At 71.6% G+C, this 17,364-nt stretch carries 21 protein-coding genes and 1 pseudogene; 6 read left to right on the forward strand and 16 right to left on the reverse strand.

From position 1 onward, the window contains the following. Positions 1 to 146 precede the first annotated feature (146 nt). The 3 genes from ABZV06_RS28005 (at position 147) to ABZV06_RS28015 (ending at position 3,109) form a co-directional block, all read left to right on the forward strand. Positions 147 to 1,121, forward strand: a complete 975-nt coding sequence (locus ABZV06_RS28005) for a DUF2267 domain-containing protein (protein ID WP_355233218.1) — start codon at positions 147 to 149, stop codon at positions 1,119 to 1,121. A gap of 82 nt (positions 1,122 to 1,203) precedes the next feature. Then, positions 1,204 to 1,986: a fused MFS/spermidine synthase gene (locus ABZV06_RS28010; protein WP_355625200.1), complete on the forward strand. Its 783-nt coding sequence runs from the start codon at positions 1,204 to 1,206 to the stop codon at positions 1,984 to 1,986. 61 nt (positions 1,987 to 2,047) lie between these two features. Further along, on the forward strand, positions 2,048 to 3,109 hold the full coding sequence (locus tag ABZV06_RS28015) for an AI-2E family transporter (protein ID WP_355625202.1): 1,062 nt from the start codon (positions 2,048 to 2,050) through the stop codon (positions 3,107 to 3,109). Here ABZV06_RS28015 and ABZV06_RS28020 read toward each other — a convergent pair. Beyond that, positions 3,080 to 4,381: an NAD(P)/FAD-dependent oxidoreductase gene (locus tag ABZV06_RS28020; protein ID WP_355233215.1), complete on the reverse strand. Its 1,302-nt coding sequence runs from the start codon at positions 4,379 to 4,381 to the stop codon at positions 3,080 to 3,082. The two genes, ABZV06_RS28015 and ABZV06_RS28020, sit on opposite strands and share 30 nt — an antisense overlap. Positions 4,382 to 4,570: 189 nt before the next feature. Between ABZV06_RS28020 and ABZV06_RS28025 the strand changes: the two genes are divergently transcribed. After that, the gene (locus ABZV06_RS28025) at positions 4,571 to 4,999 is read left to right on the forward strand and encodes a cupin domain-containing protein (RefSeq protein WP_355625204.1); all 429 of its coding nucleotides are present in this window, start codon (positions 4,571 to 4,573) and stop codon (positions 4,997 to 4,999) included. 81 nt (positions 5,000 to 5,080) lie between these two features. Here the strand turns inward: ABZV06_RS28025 and ABZV06_RS28030 are convergent, their stop codons facing one another. The 12 genes from ABZV06_RS28030 to ABZV06_RS28085 all read right to left on the reverse strand — a co-directional run bounded on the left by ABZV06_RS28030 (position 5,081) and on the right by ABZV06_RS28085 (position 12,909). Beyond that, a complete protein-coding gene (locus tag ABZV06_RS28030; RefSeq protein WP_355625206.1) occupies positions 5,081 to 5,626 on the reverse strand; it encodes a GNAT family protein in 546 nt (181 codons plus the stop codon). A gap of 235 nt (positions 5,627 to 5,861) precedes the next feature. After that, entirely contained in the window at positions 5,862 to 6,578 is a 717-nt protein-coding gene (locus ABZV06_RS28035) for a VOC family protein (protein ID WP_355625226.1), read from the reverse strand. A gap of 264 nt (positions 6,579 to 6,842) precedes the next feature. Next, positions 6,843 to 7,031, reverse strand: a complete 189-nt coding sequence (locus tag ABZV06_RS28040) for a DUF397 domain-containing protein (RefSeq protein ID WP_355625208.1) — start codon at positions 7,029 to 7,031, stop codon at positions 6,843 to 6,845. Beyond that, on the reverse strand, positions 7,022 to 7,315 hold the full coding sequence (locus ABZV06_RS28045) for a Scr1 family TA system antitoxin-like transcriptional regulator (RefSeq protein ID WP_355625210.1): 294 nt from the start codon (positions 7,313 to 7,315) through the stop codon (positions 7,022 to 7,024). The genes ABZV06_RS28040 and ABZV06_RS28045 overlap by 10 nt, the downstream gene beginning before the upstream one ends. Further along, a complete protein-coding gene (locus ABZV06_RS28050) occupies positions 7,219 to 7,446 on the reverse strand; it encodes a helix-turn-helix transcriptional regulator (RefSeq protein ID WP_355625212.1) in 228 nt (75 codons plus the stop codon). The genes ABZV06_RS28045 and ABZV06_RS28050 overlap by 97 nt, the downstream gene beginning before the upstream one ends. A 201-nt stretch (positions 7,447 to 7,647) precedes the next feature. Then, a complete protein-coding gene (locus ABZV06_RS28055; protein ID WP_355625214.1) occupies positions 7,648 to 8,055 on the reverse strand; it encodes a hypothetical protein in 408 nt (135 codons plus the stop codon). A gap of 87 nt (positions 8,056 to 8,142) precedes the next feature. Then, positions 8,143 to 9,318, reverse strand: a complete 1,176-nt coding sequence (locus tag ABZV06_RS28060) for an alginate lyase family protein (RefSeq protein WP_355625216.1) — start codon at positions 9,316 to 9,318, stop codon at positions 8,143 to 8,145. A gap of 158 nt (positions 9,319 to 9,476) precedes the next feature. Next, positions 9,477 to 9,770: a DUF6510 family protein gene (locus tag ABZV06_RS28065; protein ID WP_355233206.1), complete on the reverse strand. Its 294-nt coding sequence runs from the start codon at positions 9,768 to 9,770 to the stop codon at positions 9,477 to 9,479. A gap of 37 nt (positions 9,771 to 9,807) precedes the next feature. Further along, positions 9,808 to 10,572 carry a ferredoxin reductase gene (locus ABZV06_RS28070; protein ID WP_355625228.1) on the reverse strand — a complete coding sequence of 255 codons (765 nt, stop codon included), beginning with the start codon at positions 10,570 to 10,572 and terminating at the stop codon, positions 9,808 to 9,810. A gap of 7 nt (positions 10,573 to 10,579) precedes the next feature. Further along, positions 10,580 to 11,179, reverse strand: coding sequence for a sulfite oxidase-like oxidoreductase (locus ABZV06_RS28075; RefSeq protein WP_355233205.1), 600 nt, complete (start codon positions 11,177 to 11,179; stop codon positions 10,580 to 10,582). Positions 11,180 to 11,255: 76 nt separating this feature from the next. Beyond that, complete coding sequence (locus ABZV06_RS28080; RefSeq protein WP_355625218.1) at positions 11,256 to 12,278, reverse strand: TerC/Alx family metal homeostasis membrane protein; 1,023 nt, start codon at positions 12,276 to 12,278, stop codon at positions 11,256 to 11,258. A 220-nt stretch (positions 12,279 to 12,498) separates the two neighbouring features. Next, on the reverse strand, positions 12,499 to 12,909 hold the full coding sequence (locus tag ABZV06_RS28085) for a DUF2267 domain-containing protein (protein ID WP_355625220.1): 411 nt from the start codon (positions 12,907 to 12,909) through the stop codon (positions 12,499 to 12,501). 158 nt (positions 12,910 to 13,067) lie between these two features. Here ABZV06_RS28085 and ABZV06_RS28090 point away from each other — a divergent pair, with 158 nt between their 5' ends. Together ABZV06_RS28090 and ABZV06_RS28095 are read left to right on the forward strand one after the other, a co-directional pair. Continuing rightward, positions 13,068 to 13,340 carry a DUF2795 domain-containing protein gene (locus ABZV06_RS28090; RefSeq protein WP_355233202.1) on the forward strand — a complete coding sequence of 91 codons (273 nt, stop codon included), beginning with the start codon at positions 13,068 to 13,070 and terminating at the stop codon, positions 13,338 to 13,340. A 42-nt stretch (positions 13,341 to 13,382) separates the two neighbouring features. Further along, positions 13,383 to 14,051, forward strand: a complete 669-nt coding sequence (locus ABZV06_RS28095; protein WP_355233201.1) for a DUF1345 domain-containing protein — start codon at positions 13,383 to 13,385, stop codon at positions 14,049 to 14,051. A gap of 267 nt (positions 14,052 to 14,318) precedes the next feature. Here the strand turns inward: ABZV06_RS28095 and ABZV06_RS28100 are convergent. From ABZV06_RS28100 to ABZV06_RS28110, 3 genes and pseudogenes are all read right to left on the reverse strand, one after another. After that, positions 14,319 to 14,980 (reverse strand): annotated as a pseudogene (locus tag ABZV06_RS28100) (hypothetical protein). A gap of 59 nt (positions 14,981 to 15,039) precedes the next feature. After that, positions 15,040 to 16,011, reverse strand: coding sequence for a pirin family protein (locus ABZV06_RS28105; protein WP_355625222.1), 972 nt, complete (start codon positions 16,009 to 16,011; stop codon positions 15,040 to 15,042). 83 nt (positions 16,012 to 16,094) lie between these two features. Beyond that, the gene (locus ABZV06_RS28110; protein WP_355625224.1) at positions 16,095 to 17,093 is read right to left on the reverse strand and encodes a hypothetical protein; all 999 of its coding nucleotides are present in this window, start codon (positions 17,091 to 17,093) and stop codon (positions 16,095 to 16,097) included. Between the last annotated feature and the right edge of the window lie 271 nt (positions 17,094 to 17,364).

A 17,364-nucleotide genomic window follows, 5' to 3' on the forward strand; every position in this document is an offset into this window, starting at 1 on the left:
GTCCGCGCGGGTGAGCACCCCTCACCCCGGGCGGATGAAGCGCGGCCAGCGCTCAGCCCTACCCGGCCGGCAGCGCCCGTTTCGGCTCCCGGCACGGCGGGAACGCGACCGGCGCAGGATCGATCCCCAGCGGAAGGGGCGTCACCATGCGCAAGCAGATGGAGGGCGACAACCAGCGCCGCCGGGCGCTGGCCCGGCAGGCCCGCGAGCAGGGCGGCCAGCCCAGCGAGTACGGCGCGAGCCTGAGCGCGTCCAAGCAGCTCACCAGCCTGGAACAGGGCAGACGGGCCGGCCCGCCGCCAGCCGGTCGGCACAAGTCGGACACCACGCGTGGCGGACCGGCGCCCCCGACCAGGGGCACCCCGGACAATCCGCGCCCCCAGCCACCTCCTGGCGGGGCGGCCGGAGTGACGAGCGTGGGCTACCGCGATCTGGTCGAGGACGTCCGACGCCGGTCCGGGGTCGACTTCTCGACGGCGAAGGTGGGCGCCGAGGCGACAGTGCTGGTGCTGGCCTTCGCGCTCGACGCGGCCGAGCGGCAACGACTGCTCGCCGCCGTGCCGAACTCGCTGCACGACGTCGTGCCCGTGGACGGCATCGAGCGGCACCGGGACCTACCCGGCTTCCTGGCCGAGGTGGGCCGGATCAGCGGACGTACGCCGGAGCAGGCCCGCTACCAGGCGGAGGCGACGATCGCCGCGCTCGCCGAGCAGGACGGCGATCTGATCGAGTCCCTGCACGTCCCCGACGGTCTGCGGGAGCTGCTGAACCCGCCGGCGGCCGGCGGCGGCATCGTGGGCGCCTCCACCACCACGCCCCTCCTGGACGAGGAGCAGCTCCAGGCGGCTCTGGACGACCTGCCGTACTGGGCCGGTGACGCCTCGGGCCTGTATCGCGTGGTCGCGCTGCCGCCGGACAACCTCGACCGGGTGCTCGCCCGCCTCGACCGGCTGCGCCAGGAGACCGGTCGCGGCCCGAGCATCGGGCGTCCGGGCGGCACGGCAGCCGTGCTGACCGTCCGCACCAACCAGGCCGACGGGGTGACCGCGCTCGACGTGGACCTCGCCCACTCGGTCGACGACGCAATCGACGAGGCCGGCGCCGGAATGGCCGGCGGCTGACCGCCACCACGGCCTACGCGGGCCGGCGGACGCGGGTGCTCCCGCGCCGCCGGCCCGTCGGGCGCTCGGTTAGCGTGCCGTCATGAACCGCACCGCCGACCGGTTGGAGCTGGTCGTCGATCCGGTCCGCCGGACCGGCCGGACGTTGCTCTCCGCCGGCGTGGAGCAGTCGTACGTGGACGTCGAGGATCCTCGGCACCTGCACTTCGAGTACGTCCGCCGGATCGCCTCGGCGGTGGAGCTGGCGGCGCCGGCGGGCGTACCGCTGAGCGCGCTGCACCTCGGCGGCGGCGCGTTGACGCTGCCTCGCTGGCTGGCCGCCACCCGGCCCGGCTCCACGCAACGGGTCGTCGAGCGGGACCGCGCGGTGGTCGAGCTGGTGGCCCGTGAACTGCCGCCGCTGCCGCCCGAGGTGCGGGTGGAGATCGCCGACGCCCGGGACGCGGTCACCGCCGCCGGGGCGGGCGCGTACGACCTGGTGATCGCCGACATCTACCGGGCCGCCCGGATGCCCCGGCACGTCCGCACCGTGGAGTTCACCGCCGAGGTGGCCCGTGCCCTGCGGCCCGGCGGTCTCTACCTGGTCAACGTGACGGACCTGCCGCCGCTGGTCGGCACCCGCGTACAGGTGGCGACACTGCGGGCGGTCTTCGGGGACGTCTGCGTGTTCGGTGACCGCCGGATGCTGCGCGGCCGGCGCTACGGCAACCTGGTGCTCGCCGCCACGCACCGCCCCGGAGGGCTGCCGGTCGGTCGGCTCGCGGTGGCCGCGCTGCGCGACCCGATCGCGGGTGGGTTGCTGCACGCCGCCGCCCTCGACACGTTCGTGGCCGGCGCACACCCCCTTCGTGACACCGACGTTTAGGTAGTCGCCAACCGTCCGCAATGCCGGGTTTCCGGCGGTCTGCGCGGGGAAGGCCCGGTGGGTGAGCAACGCCGACGATCGGGCCACCGCCCGCCGGGCCCTGGTCGTGATCGGACTGGTGCTGGCCACCGCACTCGCGCTGGCCTTCGTGTACGCGACCCGCCGGGTGCTCGTCTGGGCGGTGGTGGCCGCCTTCTTCGCGGTCGCGCTCAAACCGGCCGTGGACCGACTGCAACGCCGGTTCGTACGCCGCCGGGCGCTGGCCACGCTGCTCGTCTTCCTCGCCGCGTTCGTCGTGCTGGCGGTCCTCGCCACGGTGATCCTGGTGCCGCTGTTCGACGAGGTGGGCCGGTTCGCCGAGCGGGGGCCCGAGCTGCTGCGCGACGCACGCGCCGGACGCGGCCCGATCGGTGCGTTCCTGGAACGCACCGGGGTACGCCGTTACGTCGCCGCGCACTCCGAGGAGCTGCGCGCCGCGAGCGGTCGGCTGCGGCAACCCGCCGTCGGGGTGCTGCGTGGTGTCGTGGAGGGGGTCGCGGGGCTGGTCACGGTCGTCGTGCTGGCGTACCTCATCGTGTTGGAATCGCCGCGGATCACCCGGGGCGCCCTCGCGGTGGCCGGGGAAGGTCAGGGCGAGCGGCTGCGCCGCGTCGGCCGGGAGGTGTCGCGGACCGTGACGGGCTACCTCACCGGCAACCTGTTGATCAGCGTGATCTGCGGCGTGCTGACGTTCCTGGTGTTGAGCCTCACCGGCGTGCCGTTCGCCGGGGTGATCGCGCTGCTGGTCGCGGTCGCCGACCTGATACCGCTGGTGGGCGCGACGATCGGCGCGGTGGTCGCCGCCGGGGCGGGGTTCCTGCACTCCCCCACCGCCGGCGTCGTCGTGCTCGTCTTCTTCGTTGTCTACCAGCAGGTGGAGAACCACCTGCTCCAGCCGCTCATCTTCGCCCGCGCGGTCCGACTCAACCCGCTGACCGTGCTGCTCAGCCTGCTGCTCGCGGCGGAGCTGGCCGGGTTGCTCGGCGCGCTGCTGGCCATCCCCGCCGCCGGGATCGTGCAGATCCTGCTGCGCGAGTACGCCCCGCGACGCCGCTCAGCGACCGCGCGCCGCGACCTCGGGTGAGGTGCTCTCCAGCGGCACCGCGTTCGCCGGGACCAGCCCCAACTGCACCGCCGAGCGGGTGAGCGCGGCGTCGAGCACCCAGTCGGCCCCCACGCGGGTGCGGTTGCCGGGCATCGCCATCAGGTGGTACGCCCGGGTGACCGCCTTGGCCGGCAGCCCGGCCAGGTTGACGTGCAACGGGTTCGCGGCGGCGTCCTTGCCGCCAAGGTCGACCACCCAGCCCAGATCGTGGTGCTTGTACGGCCTACGTTTTCCGAAGCCGTACGACGCGGCGATGTTGTGCGCCACACGCTTACCCTGCCGCTCGGCGTGCTGGGCCGTCATACCGCAGATCTGCCCGGGATTGACCAGGTCGGGCACGGCGGCGGCATCACCGCAGGCGAAGACCTCCGGGTAGCCGGGGACGTTCAGGTACTCGTCGGTGACCAGCCGGCCCCGCTCGGTGCGCAGGCCCAGCTCGTTGACGAACGGGTCGGGCCGCACCCCCACACACCACACCAGCGTGCAGGTCGGGACGTACTCGCCGTCGGTGAGCTTGACCCCGTCGCAGGTCGCCTCGGCCACCGAGGTGCCCATCCGCACGTCCACGCCGCGCCGTTCGAGCACCTTGTGCGAGGTCTCGGACATCCGCTTGTCCAGCTCGGGCAGCACGCGGGGAGCGACGTCGAGCAGCATCCAGCGGGGCCGGACGGTCAGCCGGGGGCGCTGCGCGTGCAGGGCGTCAGTGAACAGTTGGCCGTGCGCGGCGACCTCGGTGCCGGTGTAGCCCGCGCCGACCACCACGAACGTGGAGCGGGCCCGCTGCTCGGCCGGGTCCTCGGCCTGCTCGGCCAACTCCACCTGGCGGACGATGTGGTCGTGCAGGTAGACGGCCTCCGGCAGACCGCGGAAGCCGTGCGCGTACTCGGTGACACCCGGGATGGGCAGCAGCTTGTTGACGCTGCCCACGGCGAGGACCAGCCGGTCGTACGCCAGGCGGTTCTTCTCCCCCTCGGGCTGGGTGAAGCCGACCCAGCGGTTCTGCAGGTCGACGTGGTCCGCCTCGCCGATCACCACCCGGACGCCCTTCAGGGTTCCGGTCAGCGGAACGGCGATGCGCGTGGGCTCGACCACCCCGGCGGCCACCTCGGGCAGCAACGGTAGGTACAGGAAGTAGTCGGTCGAGTTCAGCACCACGATCTCGGCACGGTCCCGAGCGATCCGGCTCAACGTCTTCGCCGCGTGGTAACCGGCGAACCCGGCCCCCACGATCACCACACGAGGTTTCGTCATTGCCGGCCGTTTCCCGTCGCAGCCCAGGACAAACGTCGACACGTGGCACGCGCCGGCGCTCAGAACCGGACAGCGCGCCCGGTAGATCAGTTATCCAGTGTTTGCTCCCTACGGGTTCGTAGACTGCGATCGAGTCACGTACAACCGAAAGGAAGCATGTTGTCGAAGTACTCCTCCCCACGGCGGACGATGGCCGGAGCTGCGGCGGCCGCCGCCATGCTCGTCGGCGCCACGCTCACGGTGAGCAGCCCGGCCCAGGCGACGCCAGCGGGCTCGGGTGTGGTGGGCACTATCATCACGCAGACCACGATCGGTGACACCGACTACATCCTGCGTGAGATCACCATCCCGGCCGGTCAGGCCACCGGATGGCACTGGCACAAGGGTGAACTTTTCGGCTGGGTCAAGCAGGGCACGTTGAGCCACTTCGACTCGACCTGCGCGTCTGATGGCGTCTACCCTCGCGGAAGCTTCATCAAGGAGCCGGCCGGCGCGGATCACGTGCACATCGGCATCAACCGCGGCAAGGTTCCAGTGGTGCTGGAGGTTCTCTACGTCCTGCCGACCGGCGCGCCGCTGTCGGTCGATGCGCCCAACCCGGGTTGCACTTTCCAGTGACGTAGCACCCCACCCGTTCCACCCTGTTGATCAAGAGGTTCGCGTCGTGACACGCCGATGCGCATGACGCGAACCTCTTGATCACACCGACGGTGGGGTGGGGGTGGGGGTGGGGGCTGTTATGGCCCAGCGTTCGTGGTCGCGCCACGCGCCGTCGATGAACAGGTAGTCCGGGGAGAAGCCCTCCAGGCGGAAGCCGAGCTTGCGGGCGACCCGCCGGGACGGCTCGTTGCCCGGCTGGATGTTGGCCTCCAACCGGTGCAGGCCGACGCTGGTGAACGCGTGGTCGATCGCCAGGGCGATGCCCGCCGAGGCGTGCCCGGTGCCGCTGTACGGCTCGAACGCCGCGTACCCCAGATAGCCCCCGCGCAGCGCGCCGAGCACGATGCCGCTGATGTTCACGTAGCCGGCGATCGCTCCGGTGGCCCGGTCGCAGATCAGGTAGCCGGCGCTGTCCCGGCGGCGGATCCGGGCGAGATAGCGGTCGTACTCCTCGGCGGTGTCCGGCGCGACCAACCACGGATGGTGCAGGTCCCGACTCCGTCGCACGGCCGCCACGAACTCGTCGACGTCGGTCGGCCGGGGTCGACGGATCGCGGCGGGACCACCACTGCGCAGGTATCTCACGGCGGACCACTTTGGCCGACCGGCGCGACAGTTGTCCAGCCGGCCCGCCCGTCGGACGGCCTGCGCCCGCGGCGGCCACCGTCGGTCACCTCGGTCGAGGCGGATGAGGTGGTGAGCGGTATTCCTCAGAGGCATAAATATTCCTCTGAGGAATACCGCTCCTCAGCACATCCGCCCGGACGGGCCAGCCCGAGCGCACGCTGGAGGTCGCGCCCGTCCAGGGAACACGGCCGTTCTAGCGGGGCGTCAGGAGCCGGAAGTGGGTGCCGTCGGGGTCGGCCAGCACCACGGCGCCCTCCTGGTCGGTGTCGACCAGCGTGGCGCCGAGGGCGAGCAGACGGTCGACCTCCGCCTGCCGGTCGCCGTCGCCGCCGACCGCGAGGTCGAGCGTCACGCGGTCCCGGTCGCCCCGGGGCATCAGGGGCGGGCCACCCCAGGTGATCTTCGGGCCGCCCAGGGGCGACTGGATGGCGGTCTCCTCGTCCTGGTCCCAGACGAGCGGCCAGCCAAGCGCTTCGCTCCAGAAGTAGCCGACGGCCTGCGATCCGTCGCAGGAGACGTCACCGAGGAACCCACAGCCGGCGAGGAACCTGTTACCCGGGCCGAGGACGCAGAACTCGTTACCCTCGGGATCGGCGAGCACCACGTGGCTCTCCTCCGGGAGCTGGCCGACGTCGACGTGCCGCGCGCCCAACTTCAGGGCGCGGGCGATCGTCTGCTGCTGGTGCCCCAGCGACTCGCTGGTCAGCTCGATGTGCCCCCGGTTCTGCAGAACCTTCGGCTCGGGGATCGCGGGAAAGCGCAGCCGGAAGCCGGTCTTGTCGTCGGGCAGCACCAGCGTGCCGTCGCGGGGATCGTCGACCAGATCCCGACCGAGGATCTCGGACCAGAACCGCGCGACGACGAGAGGGTCGTTGGCACCGAAACACACCGCGAACAGATCACTGGCCATCATCGCGCTCAACTCCGATCCGGGGAGGTCGGGGCCCAGTCGGCCCGGGGACCGGAAGCCTAGGAGCGGCCCAGGCCACGCGCACCCGATTAATCGACGACGGACGACGCGGGGATGATCCACTCGACATCGCCGATGTCGGGGTGTCCCGGGCGCTCGGACACCCCCACCTCGGCGAAACGGAGTCGATCACGTAGCCGGCCAAGCCGGCCAAGCCGGCCAAGCCGGCCAAGCCGGCCGAGCTGATGGACGTGGCCGCAGGGATCAGTGACGCGTGGCGAAGGTGACGAAGGCCCGCCAGGCGGCCGGGGTGACGACCAGCGCCGGACCGGTCGGGTCCTTGCTGTCACGGACGCCCACCAGGCCCGGCAGGTTGCCCGCGACCTCCACGCAGTCGCCGGAGTTGCCGCTGCTGCGGGTGCTCTTGCGCCAGATCGCGCCGGTCAGGTCCATGCCGCTGCCGCCTCCGTGATCACGTCGAGGGTCTGCCGGTGCGACAACGCCTCGGCCCGTACCGATTCCCACGACTGCCGCAGCGATAGTACGTCGGCGGTGCGCTCGACCACCGTCCCCTGTAGAGGATTGTCCAGGTAGGCCACGTCCTCACCGTCGGCCGGCGTGGCGATCACGAAGGCCCCGTTCAGGCCGGAATAGGCGCCCACACTGCGAGGTACGAGGTGCAGGTGCACCCGTGGCCGCCGACCTCGGTGAACTCCAGCCGGGGCGGACGCCGGCACTGCTCGACAGCCGCGACGAGCGACGCCGAGTAGTTGATCCGTTCGCTCAGCGCCTCCTGGGACAGACCGGCGACCGTCCGCAGCCGACGCAGCTCGCCGGCGAACAGCTCCAGCATGGGCAAACGATCCACTGCACACCTCTGCACACCGGGGGCGTCTGACACGTACATCGGCGCTGGTGGGACTCGCACACCTTCCGACAGTAGCGGCCCGGTCAGCAGACTGTCACGTAGCGGAACCGCCCGGCCCGGCCGACCGACGGGCGGAACCGAACGGGGGGCCGCCGCGAACCCCCGTACCGCGGCGACCCCTCCCCCACCTGCAACGCCCGCTCATCGTGTCGGACTGAACCAGCGGGCCAGCCACGGGGTGAACGCGACGAGCGCGACGGCGAGGGCGGTGATGACGGCCTGCCTGATCCGGCCCGGGGTGACGCCACCGGTGGGGTCGAGCACGTAGTTGGCGTACCCATTGGCGGCGGCGTCTGTCACCAGCACGACGCAGCCCAGCGCGAGCCCCGCCGGACGGCGAGCCGCCAGCAGCAGCGCCGCCAACGGATCCCACAGGGTCAGGGACGCGAAGTAGACCGCCAGCCAGCCGGGCAGGGCGAGCTGCGGTCGGAGACCGGGGACGAGCAGCTGGAGTACGTGCACGACGCCGCCGTACGCGAAGACCAGCACGGCCGCCGACACGACCAGCCGAGCCCGCAGCGGAACGTCGCGCCACCGACCGGTGCCCATCCGGCGAGTCTGCCGCCTGCGCTCCCGGCCCCGACACGAGGGGCATTACACCCGTGCCGAGGCCGGACGCGCACGATCGGCGTGGGCCTACGCCGGGTTGTTCGCGTGGGTCAGGGTCTCCCAGGCCACGAAGAGATTGTTCGTGCCCTGGGGACGCTTGCGCTCGGTGTAGCTCTGCGTGCTCGCCATCCCGATGCCCATTCGGTTGTGCAGCGCGTTGAAGCCGACCTCCGTGATCGGGCCGAGGCCGAGGTCCACCGAGCCGCCGCACACGCTCGACGGGACGGCGGTGCCGTTCTCGAACTTGGTGTGGAAGCCGAGCGCGTGGCGCAGCCGGTCCTGAAGCCCCGGGTAGAGGTCGCCACCCTGGATGCGGGTGGTCTCGGCGACGTGCGAGATGGCGGAGATGCTGTAGCCGGTGTGGACCCAGTCGCGGCAGGTCTCCTGCGCGTGACCGTCGGTGTAGGTGGCCTGGCCGTGCCACCGGGAGACGAGTTCGGCGGGCGTGTCGACGCTGGTGGCCGGCGGGTAGAGGGGTCGGACCCCGTCCGCCGCGATGTAGATGGAGGCGGCGGCCGCGGCCCGGAACCGGGCGAGCGCGCGGTCGTACGACGTGCGGTCCTCGAGGAAGATCGAGATGCCGATGGCCGCCTCGGCGAGGGTCAGGTCCCAGTTGCTGGTGCGGGAGTCACCGGCGATGACGACGGGCAGGTAGACGGTGCGCAGCATGGTCGCGAACCGGGTTTGGTTGGGCCAGTTGCCGTACGTGTAGCGGATGATCTCGGCGGCGCGCGGCCACACCGATCCGGCCCAGCCGGTCTGCAACGGGGCGTTGTCGTTGGTGTGCCGCTGGATGGTCGCGGACCAGGCGTCCATCAGGGCTATCGACTTCTGCGCGTACGCCGAGTTGCCGGTGATGTACCAGGCCAGCGCGTCGGTGTACGCGGCGATGGCGTCCTCACGCTCGTCGGTGCAGCCGTAGTTCGGGTTGGAGGTCTGGCCGCATTCGACGGTCGCGCGCGGTGCGGGGACCCGGGACAGCGAGGCGTACCGGCTGCCCATCATCTGGTTGTAGGCGTTGCGCCACGGCTGCTCGCCGGCCTGCACCCTGGCCTTGACGAAGTCGAGTTGTGGGCGGCTGACCAGGACGCCGGGGTGGGTGAAGGTGGCGGGGGCAGCCTGGGCGCTCGGGGGCGGGGTGACCGTCACCGCGCCGGCGGCGACCGCGATGACCGCCGCCAGGAGTACGCGTCGATAGCGCATGGGGGTCTCCTCGGTACGGGGTGGATGAATAGTCAACTGTCTTAACAGTTGCCGGACATCCGACCCGATGCCGTGAAACCGAGCAAGAAGACATCGATAAATTGAAGACTATGCAAAATCCAGCATTTATCCACTTTCGCGCGTGCTGGATCGCCCCGTCAGAGCGGCTCGGGAAGTGCCTGCTCCATCGGCATCGGGACCTGGAGGTAGGTGACGCCGCGCATGTCCAGCCAGGCCCGGTCCGGCCCGCGCACCAGCCGCACCATCACCGACTCGCAGGACGGGCAGCGGGCGACCAGGCCAGGGGCGTGCGAGTAGACGTGCAGGCTGGCCATCGAGCCGGTCATCCCGCAGTTCTCGCAGCGGCCCGTCGCGGTGCTCAGGTCGACGGCGAACAGCTCGCGCAGCGGGCCGTCGAGCATGTTGCCGTCCAGGTAGGACATGTTGGTCATCGGATCTCCTCGACGAGACGGTAAGCGGCGGACGGGCTCAGCCGGTGGGGCCGAAGCGTTCGGTCCTGATCCGTCGTGACGCATGGCCCAGCCCCACCAGCAGGTCGGCCACGGCCTCCACGAACCCGGTCGGACCGCAGACGTACGTGAGCGGTTGCAGATCCGGCGGCCAGCCGTGGGTGTTGACGTCGGCCAGGCCGACCCGGTGCGGCTCGCCGCGCCACCCGTCGGGGGCCTCGCGGGTGTAGACGTACGCCACGTCCAGGCCGAAGTCGTCGCGGCCCCGGCGGCGCAGCTCGTCGGCGTAGATCACGTCCTGCGGCGTCCGCACCGAGTAGATCAGCCGGAACGGCACCTTGCTGCCGACCTCCCGTCGCGCCCGGATCATCGCCATCAACGGCACGATCCCGGAGCCGCCGGCCACGAGCTGCACCGGGTCGGTCTGCTCGAGCCGCCAGATGAACCAGCCACCGAGCGGTCCGCGGATCTCCACCGGGTCGCCGGCGGCGAAGACGTCGATGAGGTACGGGGACACCTCGCCGTCGTGGACCCGCTGGACGGTCACCTCGATGCGCGGACCGCCGGGGCCGTCCACGACCGGTCCGGCGATCGAGTACGACCGGGCGGCCTGGTAACCGTCCGGTGCGGTCAACCGCACATCGACGTGCTGGCCGGGCAGGTGCCCCGGCCAGTCCGGCACCTCCAGGACCAGCGTCTGCGCGGACGGCGTCTCCACCCGGCGCTCCACCAGCCGAGCCACCTGCCACTTGATCGGCGCGCGGGCCGGGGTGCCCGTCGCCACGGCCCGCTCAGTCACCCTGGTACCGCTGCTCGCGCCACGGGTCGCCGTAGTCGTGGTAGCCGGCGGTCTCCCAGAACCCCGGCTCGTCCATCGTCTTGAGCCGGATGCCGCGCACCCACTTGGCGGACTTCCAGAAGTACAGGTGCGGCACCAGCAGACGCGCCGGGCCACCGTGCTCGGCCGGCAGCGGCGCGCCGTCGAAGGTGTGCGCCACCCAGGCCCGACCGCCGCGCAGGTCGTCCAGCGGCAGGTTGGTCGTGTACCCGCCGTAGGAGTGCGCGAGCGCGAAGTGCGCTCCGGTGTCCACACCGTCGAGCAGGGTGTCCAGGGAGACGCCCGTCCAGGTGGTGCCGAGCTTCGACCAGTGGGTGACGCAGTGGATGTCGACTGTCGGCGTCTCCTGCGGAAGCGCCATCAACTCCTGCCACGACCACCGGTACTCGCTGCCGTTCTCGGCGGCGATGACGAACTCCCAGGTGTCCAGGGAGACCCGGGGTGTCGGGCCGGCCGAGAGCACCGGGAAGTCCTCGGTCAGGTACTGACCGGGCGGCAGGGCCGGTTCCTGCGATCGGGGCCGACCCTGGAAGCCCGGTGACACGATTCCCATTGCACAGTCGTACCACCCGGGTCGGCCGGGGCGGGAGCTTTCCCGCGTACCCCCTTCTCGGCCCGGCGCGGCGCGGTCAGCGCCGGTCGGTGACGACCTCGCGCTCGGTGGGCGTGCCGCCCCGGGTGGCACGCAGGCTGGTCAGGGTGACGACCACCAGCACACCGATGATCACGCCGAGCGAGGCCAGGGTGGGGATCTGCGGAACGCTCTCCCAGATGCCGTGCGCCCAGTGCAGGCCGAGCTTGAGCCCGATGAAGGCCAGGATGATCGCCAGGCCGTAGCTGAGGTGAACCAGCCGGCTCAGTGCCGCGTGCAGGACGAAGTAGAGCGCCCGCAGGCCGAGCAGGGCGAACGCGTTGGTGGCGAAGACCAGGTACGGGTCCTCGGTGATGCCGTAGACCGCCGGCACCGAGTCGACCGCGAAGGCGATGTCGGTGGCCAGCACCGCGACGACCACCAGGGCGAACGGGGTGAGTGCCCGCCTCGCGCCCTGCCGGACGGTCATCCGGGTGCCGTGGTATTCGTCGACCACCGGCATGACCTTGCGCAGCAGCTTCACCGAGCGCATCTTGTTGATGTCGACTTCCTGCTCGTGCCCGGAGAGGGCGTCGCGCAGCAGCTTCACCGCCGTGGCGATGAGGATGATCGCGAAGAGCAGGAACGCGAAGTCGAGGGTCTGCAACGCCGCCGCGCCGAGGGCGATGAAGACCGCCCGCAGCACAAGGGCGCCGGCGATGCCGTAGAGCAGCACCCGCTGGGCGAGCACGGCCGGAACGGCGAACGCGGCCAGCAGCAGCATGAAGACGAAGAGGTTGTCGACCGAGAGGGACTTCTCGACGAGGTAACCGGTCAGGTATTCCACGCCCTGCTGGGAGCCGTAGCGGGCCCAGAGCCAGCCGCCGAAGACCAGCGGCAGGGCGATGTAGAACGCGGACCAGCCGATCGCCTCGCGCATGGACACCTCGTGCGGCTTGCGCGTCACCAGGAAGTCCAGCACCAGCAGGAGCAGCACGCCGGCGATCGTCACCGCCCAGAGGGTGGGGGTACCGATCGACGTCAGGTCGCTCGCCGCGGCCAAGGGGGACAATTCGGTCATGGGGTCTCCTCGAACACCGTGTCATGTTCGAGGTCTCCTTCACCCATCACCCGATGGGCAACCACCCGAGGCACGCCGGGCGTGCCGTACTGACCGGAATGGTTCGTGGGAAGTACTCCCCTCGCACGACAAGGTTAGGCCAGGCCGAATCGACACGCCAAGCCGGACGTCGATGGTTGCCCTGGCCAACCGCTGTGCGCCTCCGCGTTCCGACCCGCCGTCAGGCGCGGCGCAGCGTCGCCCCCGGCGCCATCGCCTGCTCCACGAGGTCCCGGTAGTCGCGCGGCAACTGCGTCGCCACGTCGTCGAACTCCCCGCCGGTGATCGCCTCGCGAAGGGTGGTGAACACCGCCCGGGTGGCGTCCCGCGCCGCCGGTTCCTGCACCCGGGCGCGCAGCGCCACACGGGCCACGAACTCGGCCGCGCCGAACCGGTCCGCCTGCTCGGTGCTCGGGCTCGGCTTGAGCACCAGTTGCAGCGGCTGCGGCAACTGCGCGGCCAGGTCCAGCACCTCGCCGCCGGTCAGCCGTTCGGCGAACGTCCCCAGCACGGCCCGGGTCAGCTCGACCGCCTGCTCCGACGACGTGCGGGTGCGCTGGGAAACCTGGTCGACGAAGGTGTCGTAGTTCATCGAGTACTCCCTCGGGCTCCGTCTGCGGCGCCTGCGGGTACCCGCGGCGACGTGGTGGAAACGACGCCGGATTTCCTGGACCGACCTGGGCGTGACCCGGCGGCGGGCGGGTAACCGCCGCCGGTCGTGACCAATCGATGCCCCGAGGGAGCCCGGACATGGCGAGCTACGCGGACGTCCTGCAGTACCTGTCGAGCCTGGACTACCCGGCCGAGAAGGACGACGTGATCCGCGAGGCCGAACGCGAGGGCGCCCCGCCGGACGTCCTCAAGGCGCTGCGCGCCCTGCCACCGGTCGACTACGCCAACGGCACCGAGGTCGCCCGGTCGGCCGGCATCGAGGCCGCCCCCGAGGTGGGCCCCGCGCAACGCGCCACGCAGGCCCGGGACAAGAAGCACAACCGGGTGTCGCAGCATCTGCGCGGCATCTGACCCGGCGGTGGTGGGGTCCGCCGGAACGGGTCGGCGTCGCGGATGACCGGCACCGGCCCGCTGTCGCGCCCCCCGGACGGCCACACCCCGGCGGGGGCGCAACTCGTCGTCGTGGCGGTGGTCGGCCTCGTCGCGGGTAGCGCGTTCGCCCTCACGCTGTCGCCGGCGCTCTCCCCACTGGCCGGCTGGGACGCCGCCGCGCTGAGCTGGCTGGTGCTGGTGTGGCGCAAGCTCTGGCCGATGGACGCCGCCCGCACCGCCCAACTCGCCGTGCACGAGGACCCCAACCGGCCCACCCGGGACGTGGTGCTGCTGATCGCCTGCCTCGCCAGCCTGCTGGCCGTCGGACTGGTCCTGGCCAGCGCGCACGGCGCGCCACCCGGAGTGCGCCGCGACCTGTACAGCGGGCTGGGCGTCCTCAGCGTGGTGCTGTCCTGGCTGGTCGTGCACACCGTGTTCGCCGCCCGCTACGCGCGGATCTACTACACCGGCCCGGACGGCGGAGTGAACTTCAACCAGAGCGAACCGCCCCGGTACTCGGACTTCGCGTACATGGCGTTCACCGTCGGGACGACGTTCCAGGTGTCCGACACCAACCTGACCAGCAACGAGATGCGCCGTACGGTGCTGCGGCACTCGATGGTGTCGTACCTGTTCGGCGCGTTCGTCATCGCCGTCACGGTGAACCTGCTGGCGGGCCTGGCGCACTGAGTTCTTCGGAGCGGGCCGGCGCTCGACGGCGGTGCCGGAGCTGGCGGCGGCTCCCCGGGACAGGCGGGCGCCCCCTTGGCCACGAACCGCGACCGGGGGCGCCACGCAAACCTGCCCAGGCGGTGAACCACGTCCGAACCGGTCGCGGTCACCAGGCGGTAGATGCCCGCCCGAACCGAGCGGTCAGCACTGCCGGGTACAACCATACGACAGAACATCCTCCATACGGTCAGTTTTCGATGAACTGTGGGCCAGGGCACGTCCAGGTCAGCCGGTCAGCTCCGCGTACCGATGCTCCAACTCGACCCGTGCCAGAGCCCCCACCAGCCACGCCAGCCGTTCCGACTCACCGCCGGCCAACCCGGCCAGGTCATCCGCCGAGCGACCCAGCCCGAGCCGGCGAGCCGCCACCAACGCCTGCCGGTCCGCGACCGGGGTCACCTCCCGCCACAGTGCCTGCGCCTCCCGCAGGAACAGGTCGACGACCTCGGAATCCACGCCGGGCAGGTCGGCCAGGAGGGCACGCTCGTCGCCGGATCGTGGTGCGCGGCGGCGCGCAGGCGGCGCAGGTCACCCCGGTAGCGGTCGACGACGGTCCGCGCCAGGTCGCCCAACACGTCGGCCAACGCGTCGACGTTCCCGCGCTGACCACTGTCGCGCAACACCCGCGACCGGTCCCCGTGCAGCGAACGGGCCAGCCGGGCGGCGCTGTCCCAGCCCGCGTCGCGCAGTCCCCGCGCGCCGTCCACCGCCCGACGGAAGTCACCCCGCCGGGCGAGCAGCACCGCGAGACAGAGCACCTGGAACAGGCTCGCCGGATTGTTGGTGACCCGGAAGCCGTACTGCTCGGCGAAGCCCCGCCCACTGCCGGCCAGCCGACGGGCCAGGCGCTTGCGGTCCTCCACGGGGTTGATCAAGGTGCTGGCCATGCCGGCGACTACCCGTGCCACCATCGGTCACACGCGGGCACCGTGTCGGCCCGACGCGGTCAGCCGTGCAGGCCGCCGATGCGGTCGTGGGCCTTGAGCCGGGTGGTGGGCAGGGCGGGCGCCGGCAGCGGTGACGCCGCGTCGTCGGCCACCACCCCGAAACGCCGCCCGGCCATCCAGTCCTCCCGGGCCGTGGCGACCTCCTCGTGCGAGCGGCCCACAAAGTTCCACCACATGACCAACGGCTCCTCGAACGGCGTACCGCCCAGCAGCAACAACCGCGCCCCCGCCCCGCCCCGCACGGTCAGCTCCCGTCGACCCATGCCCAGATAGAGCAGCGCCCCCGGCTCGAAACCCACCCCGGCGGCCTCGGCGGCACCGGACATCGCCAGCAGGGCGTACTCGAAATCGGGCCGCAACGGCAGCGTCGTCGGCGCCGAACCGCCCAGCTCGAGCTGCACGCCCACCAGCGGGGTGTGCACCACGGCCGGTGATCGCTGACCGGCGAACTCGCCCACCAGGAGAGTCGCGTCGACCTCGCCGTCGCGCCAGCGCGGCAGGTCGGCATGATGGGCGAAGTCGGCCGCGCCGGCCCGAGCCGGGTCCGGCAGCGCCACCCAGAGCTGCACACCGTGCATGACCGGCGGGTGCGTGGCCGGCGACCGCTCCGAGTGGGCGATGCCGTGCCCGGAGGTCATGACATTCAACTGACCGGGTCGGATCGCCTGCACGTTGCCGAGGCTGTCCCGGTGGATGATCTCGCCGTCGAGCAGCCAGGTCACCGTCTGCAGGCCCGTGTGCGGGTGCGGCGGCACCTCCATGCCGGGCCGCTGCGCCACGTCGTCCGGGCCGAAATGGTCCACGAAGCACCACGCGCCGACCATCCGCCGGGGCCGCTGCGGCAGCAACCGCCGCACCGTCGTGTACCGCCCCAACGGAACGTCGTGGCCCGGCAGCAGCACGCTGCCGGGATCAACATCGGCCACGCCAGGTGGTCGGGTCTGCGCCAGCATCGATTCGGTACGCTCCACCGCCCGACTGTACGCTCGCGCCCTGCCCCGGCTGCGGCGCTTCCGGTTCGGGGTGACCGCCAACCCAGTCTGGTCGTCGCGGTTCACCGGGCCTCGGTCACCGTCACGGTGTCGACGCCCGCCACCAGATCGAGGAAGATGCGGTTGGGTGAGCGGTCCCAGCCCGGCGTACTCAACAGTGCGCCGGCGGCGACCCCGTTCCACCGCTCGCCGCGGACCACTACCGAACCGGCGCCCGCTCCCGCCCGCACCCGCACCGGCGGTGTGCCCGGCACCCGGACCGTCAACCGGCTGGTTCCGCCACTCATCCGCACCGTCACCGCGCCACGGTCCACCGGCGGCAGAATGATTTCCGTGCGAGCGGAGCCGCCGACGAGATCCACACCCAGAAGACGCGCCCGTGCCAGATCCAGCACCTGTTCGCTGACCCCGCCCTCCAGCCGTAGCCGCCAGGCGACCCGCTCGCTCAGCAACACCCGCACGGCCCGTCCGTCGGACGCGCCGGTGGCCACCACGTCGAGCCGTACGGTCTCGCCCTGCAACACCGGCCGGACGGCCACACCCGAGCCGGCCGGGCCGCTGATCCGGTAGAGATCCTCACCCAGGTCGGCCACCCGCAGGTCGAACGACGTCAACCCGTCGGCGAGCACGAAGGTGGCCTTCTGCCGACCCGCCAGAGGAGCGGTCATCGTGTGGTCGGAGGCGGCATCCTGCCTCGTGTCCCGTGGACCGGTATCACCGTATGTCTGGCCGAGGCTGTAGGGGTCGCTGACGATGACCGCGACAGCCACGGCACCGAGAACCAGCACGACGGCAGCGGCGCTCAACAGGAGACGGGCACCGACCGACCACCGTCCGGACGGAACTGTCGCGTCCCGCTCCGCGTCGTGCCCTGGTCTCGGCTGGGTGTCCTGCTGCGGTCGCAGCCCGGTGTCCTGCTGCGGTCGCGGCCCGGCCTCGGGCAGCTGTCCCGCGGCGGTGGCCCGCTCCCGGCTGGCCGCCTCGGGCTCGGGACGGCTCGTCGCGCGGTGGTCGGCCGGCAGATGCGCCGCAGCCGTCCGGGCCGCCGCCGGGGTCTGCACAGGTTGTCGGCCTGTCTGGCGTTTTGCGTGCTGCTCGCTGCTGTCACCCACTGCGGCCAATGCCCCTGTCCCTCCGCCGGTCCCCGCCGGGAGGTACGTAGCCGCCCGCCGATCGGATCACTGCGCGCCGACAACGCCACTGCGCTACGTCGCCACAGCAAGATCTGCGGGTACGACGATGGCCGGCACCCGTGTGGGGTGCCGGCCATCGGTGGTTCTTAGCTGTTCCAGTGCTGGGTCCACAGCGGCGCCCGCCACGCGGTCGGTTCCC

It is taken from the genome of Micromonospora sp. NPDC005172 (assembly GCF_040608555.1).
Classification (GTDB): domain Bacteria; phylum Actinomycetota; class Actinomycetes; order Mycobacteriales; family Micromonosporaceae; genus Micromonospora.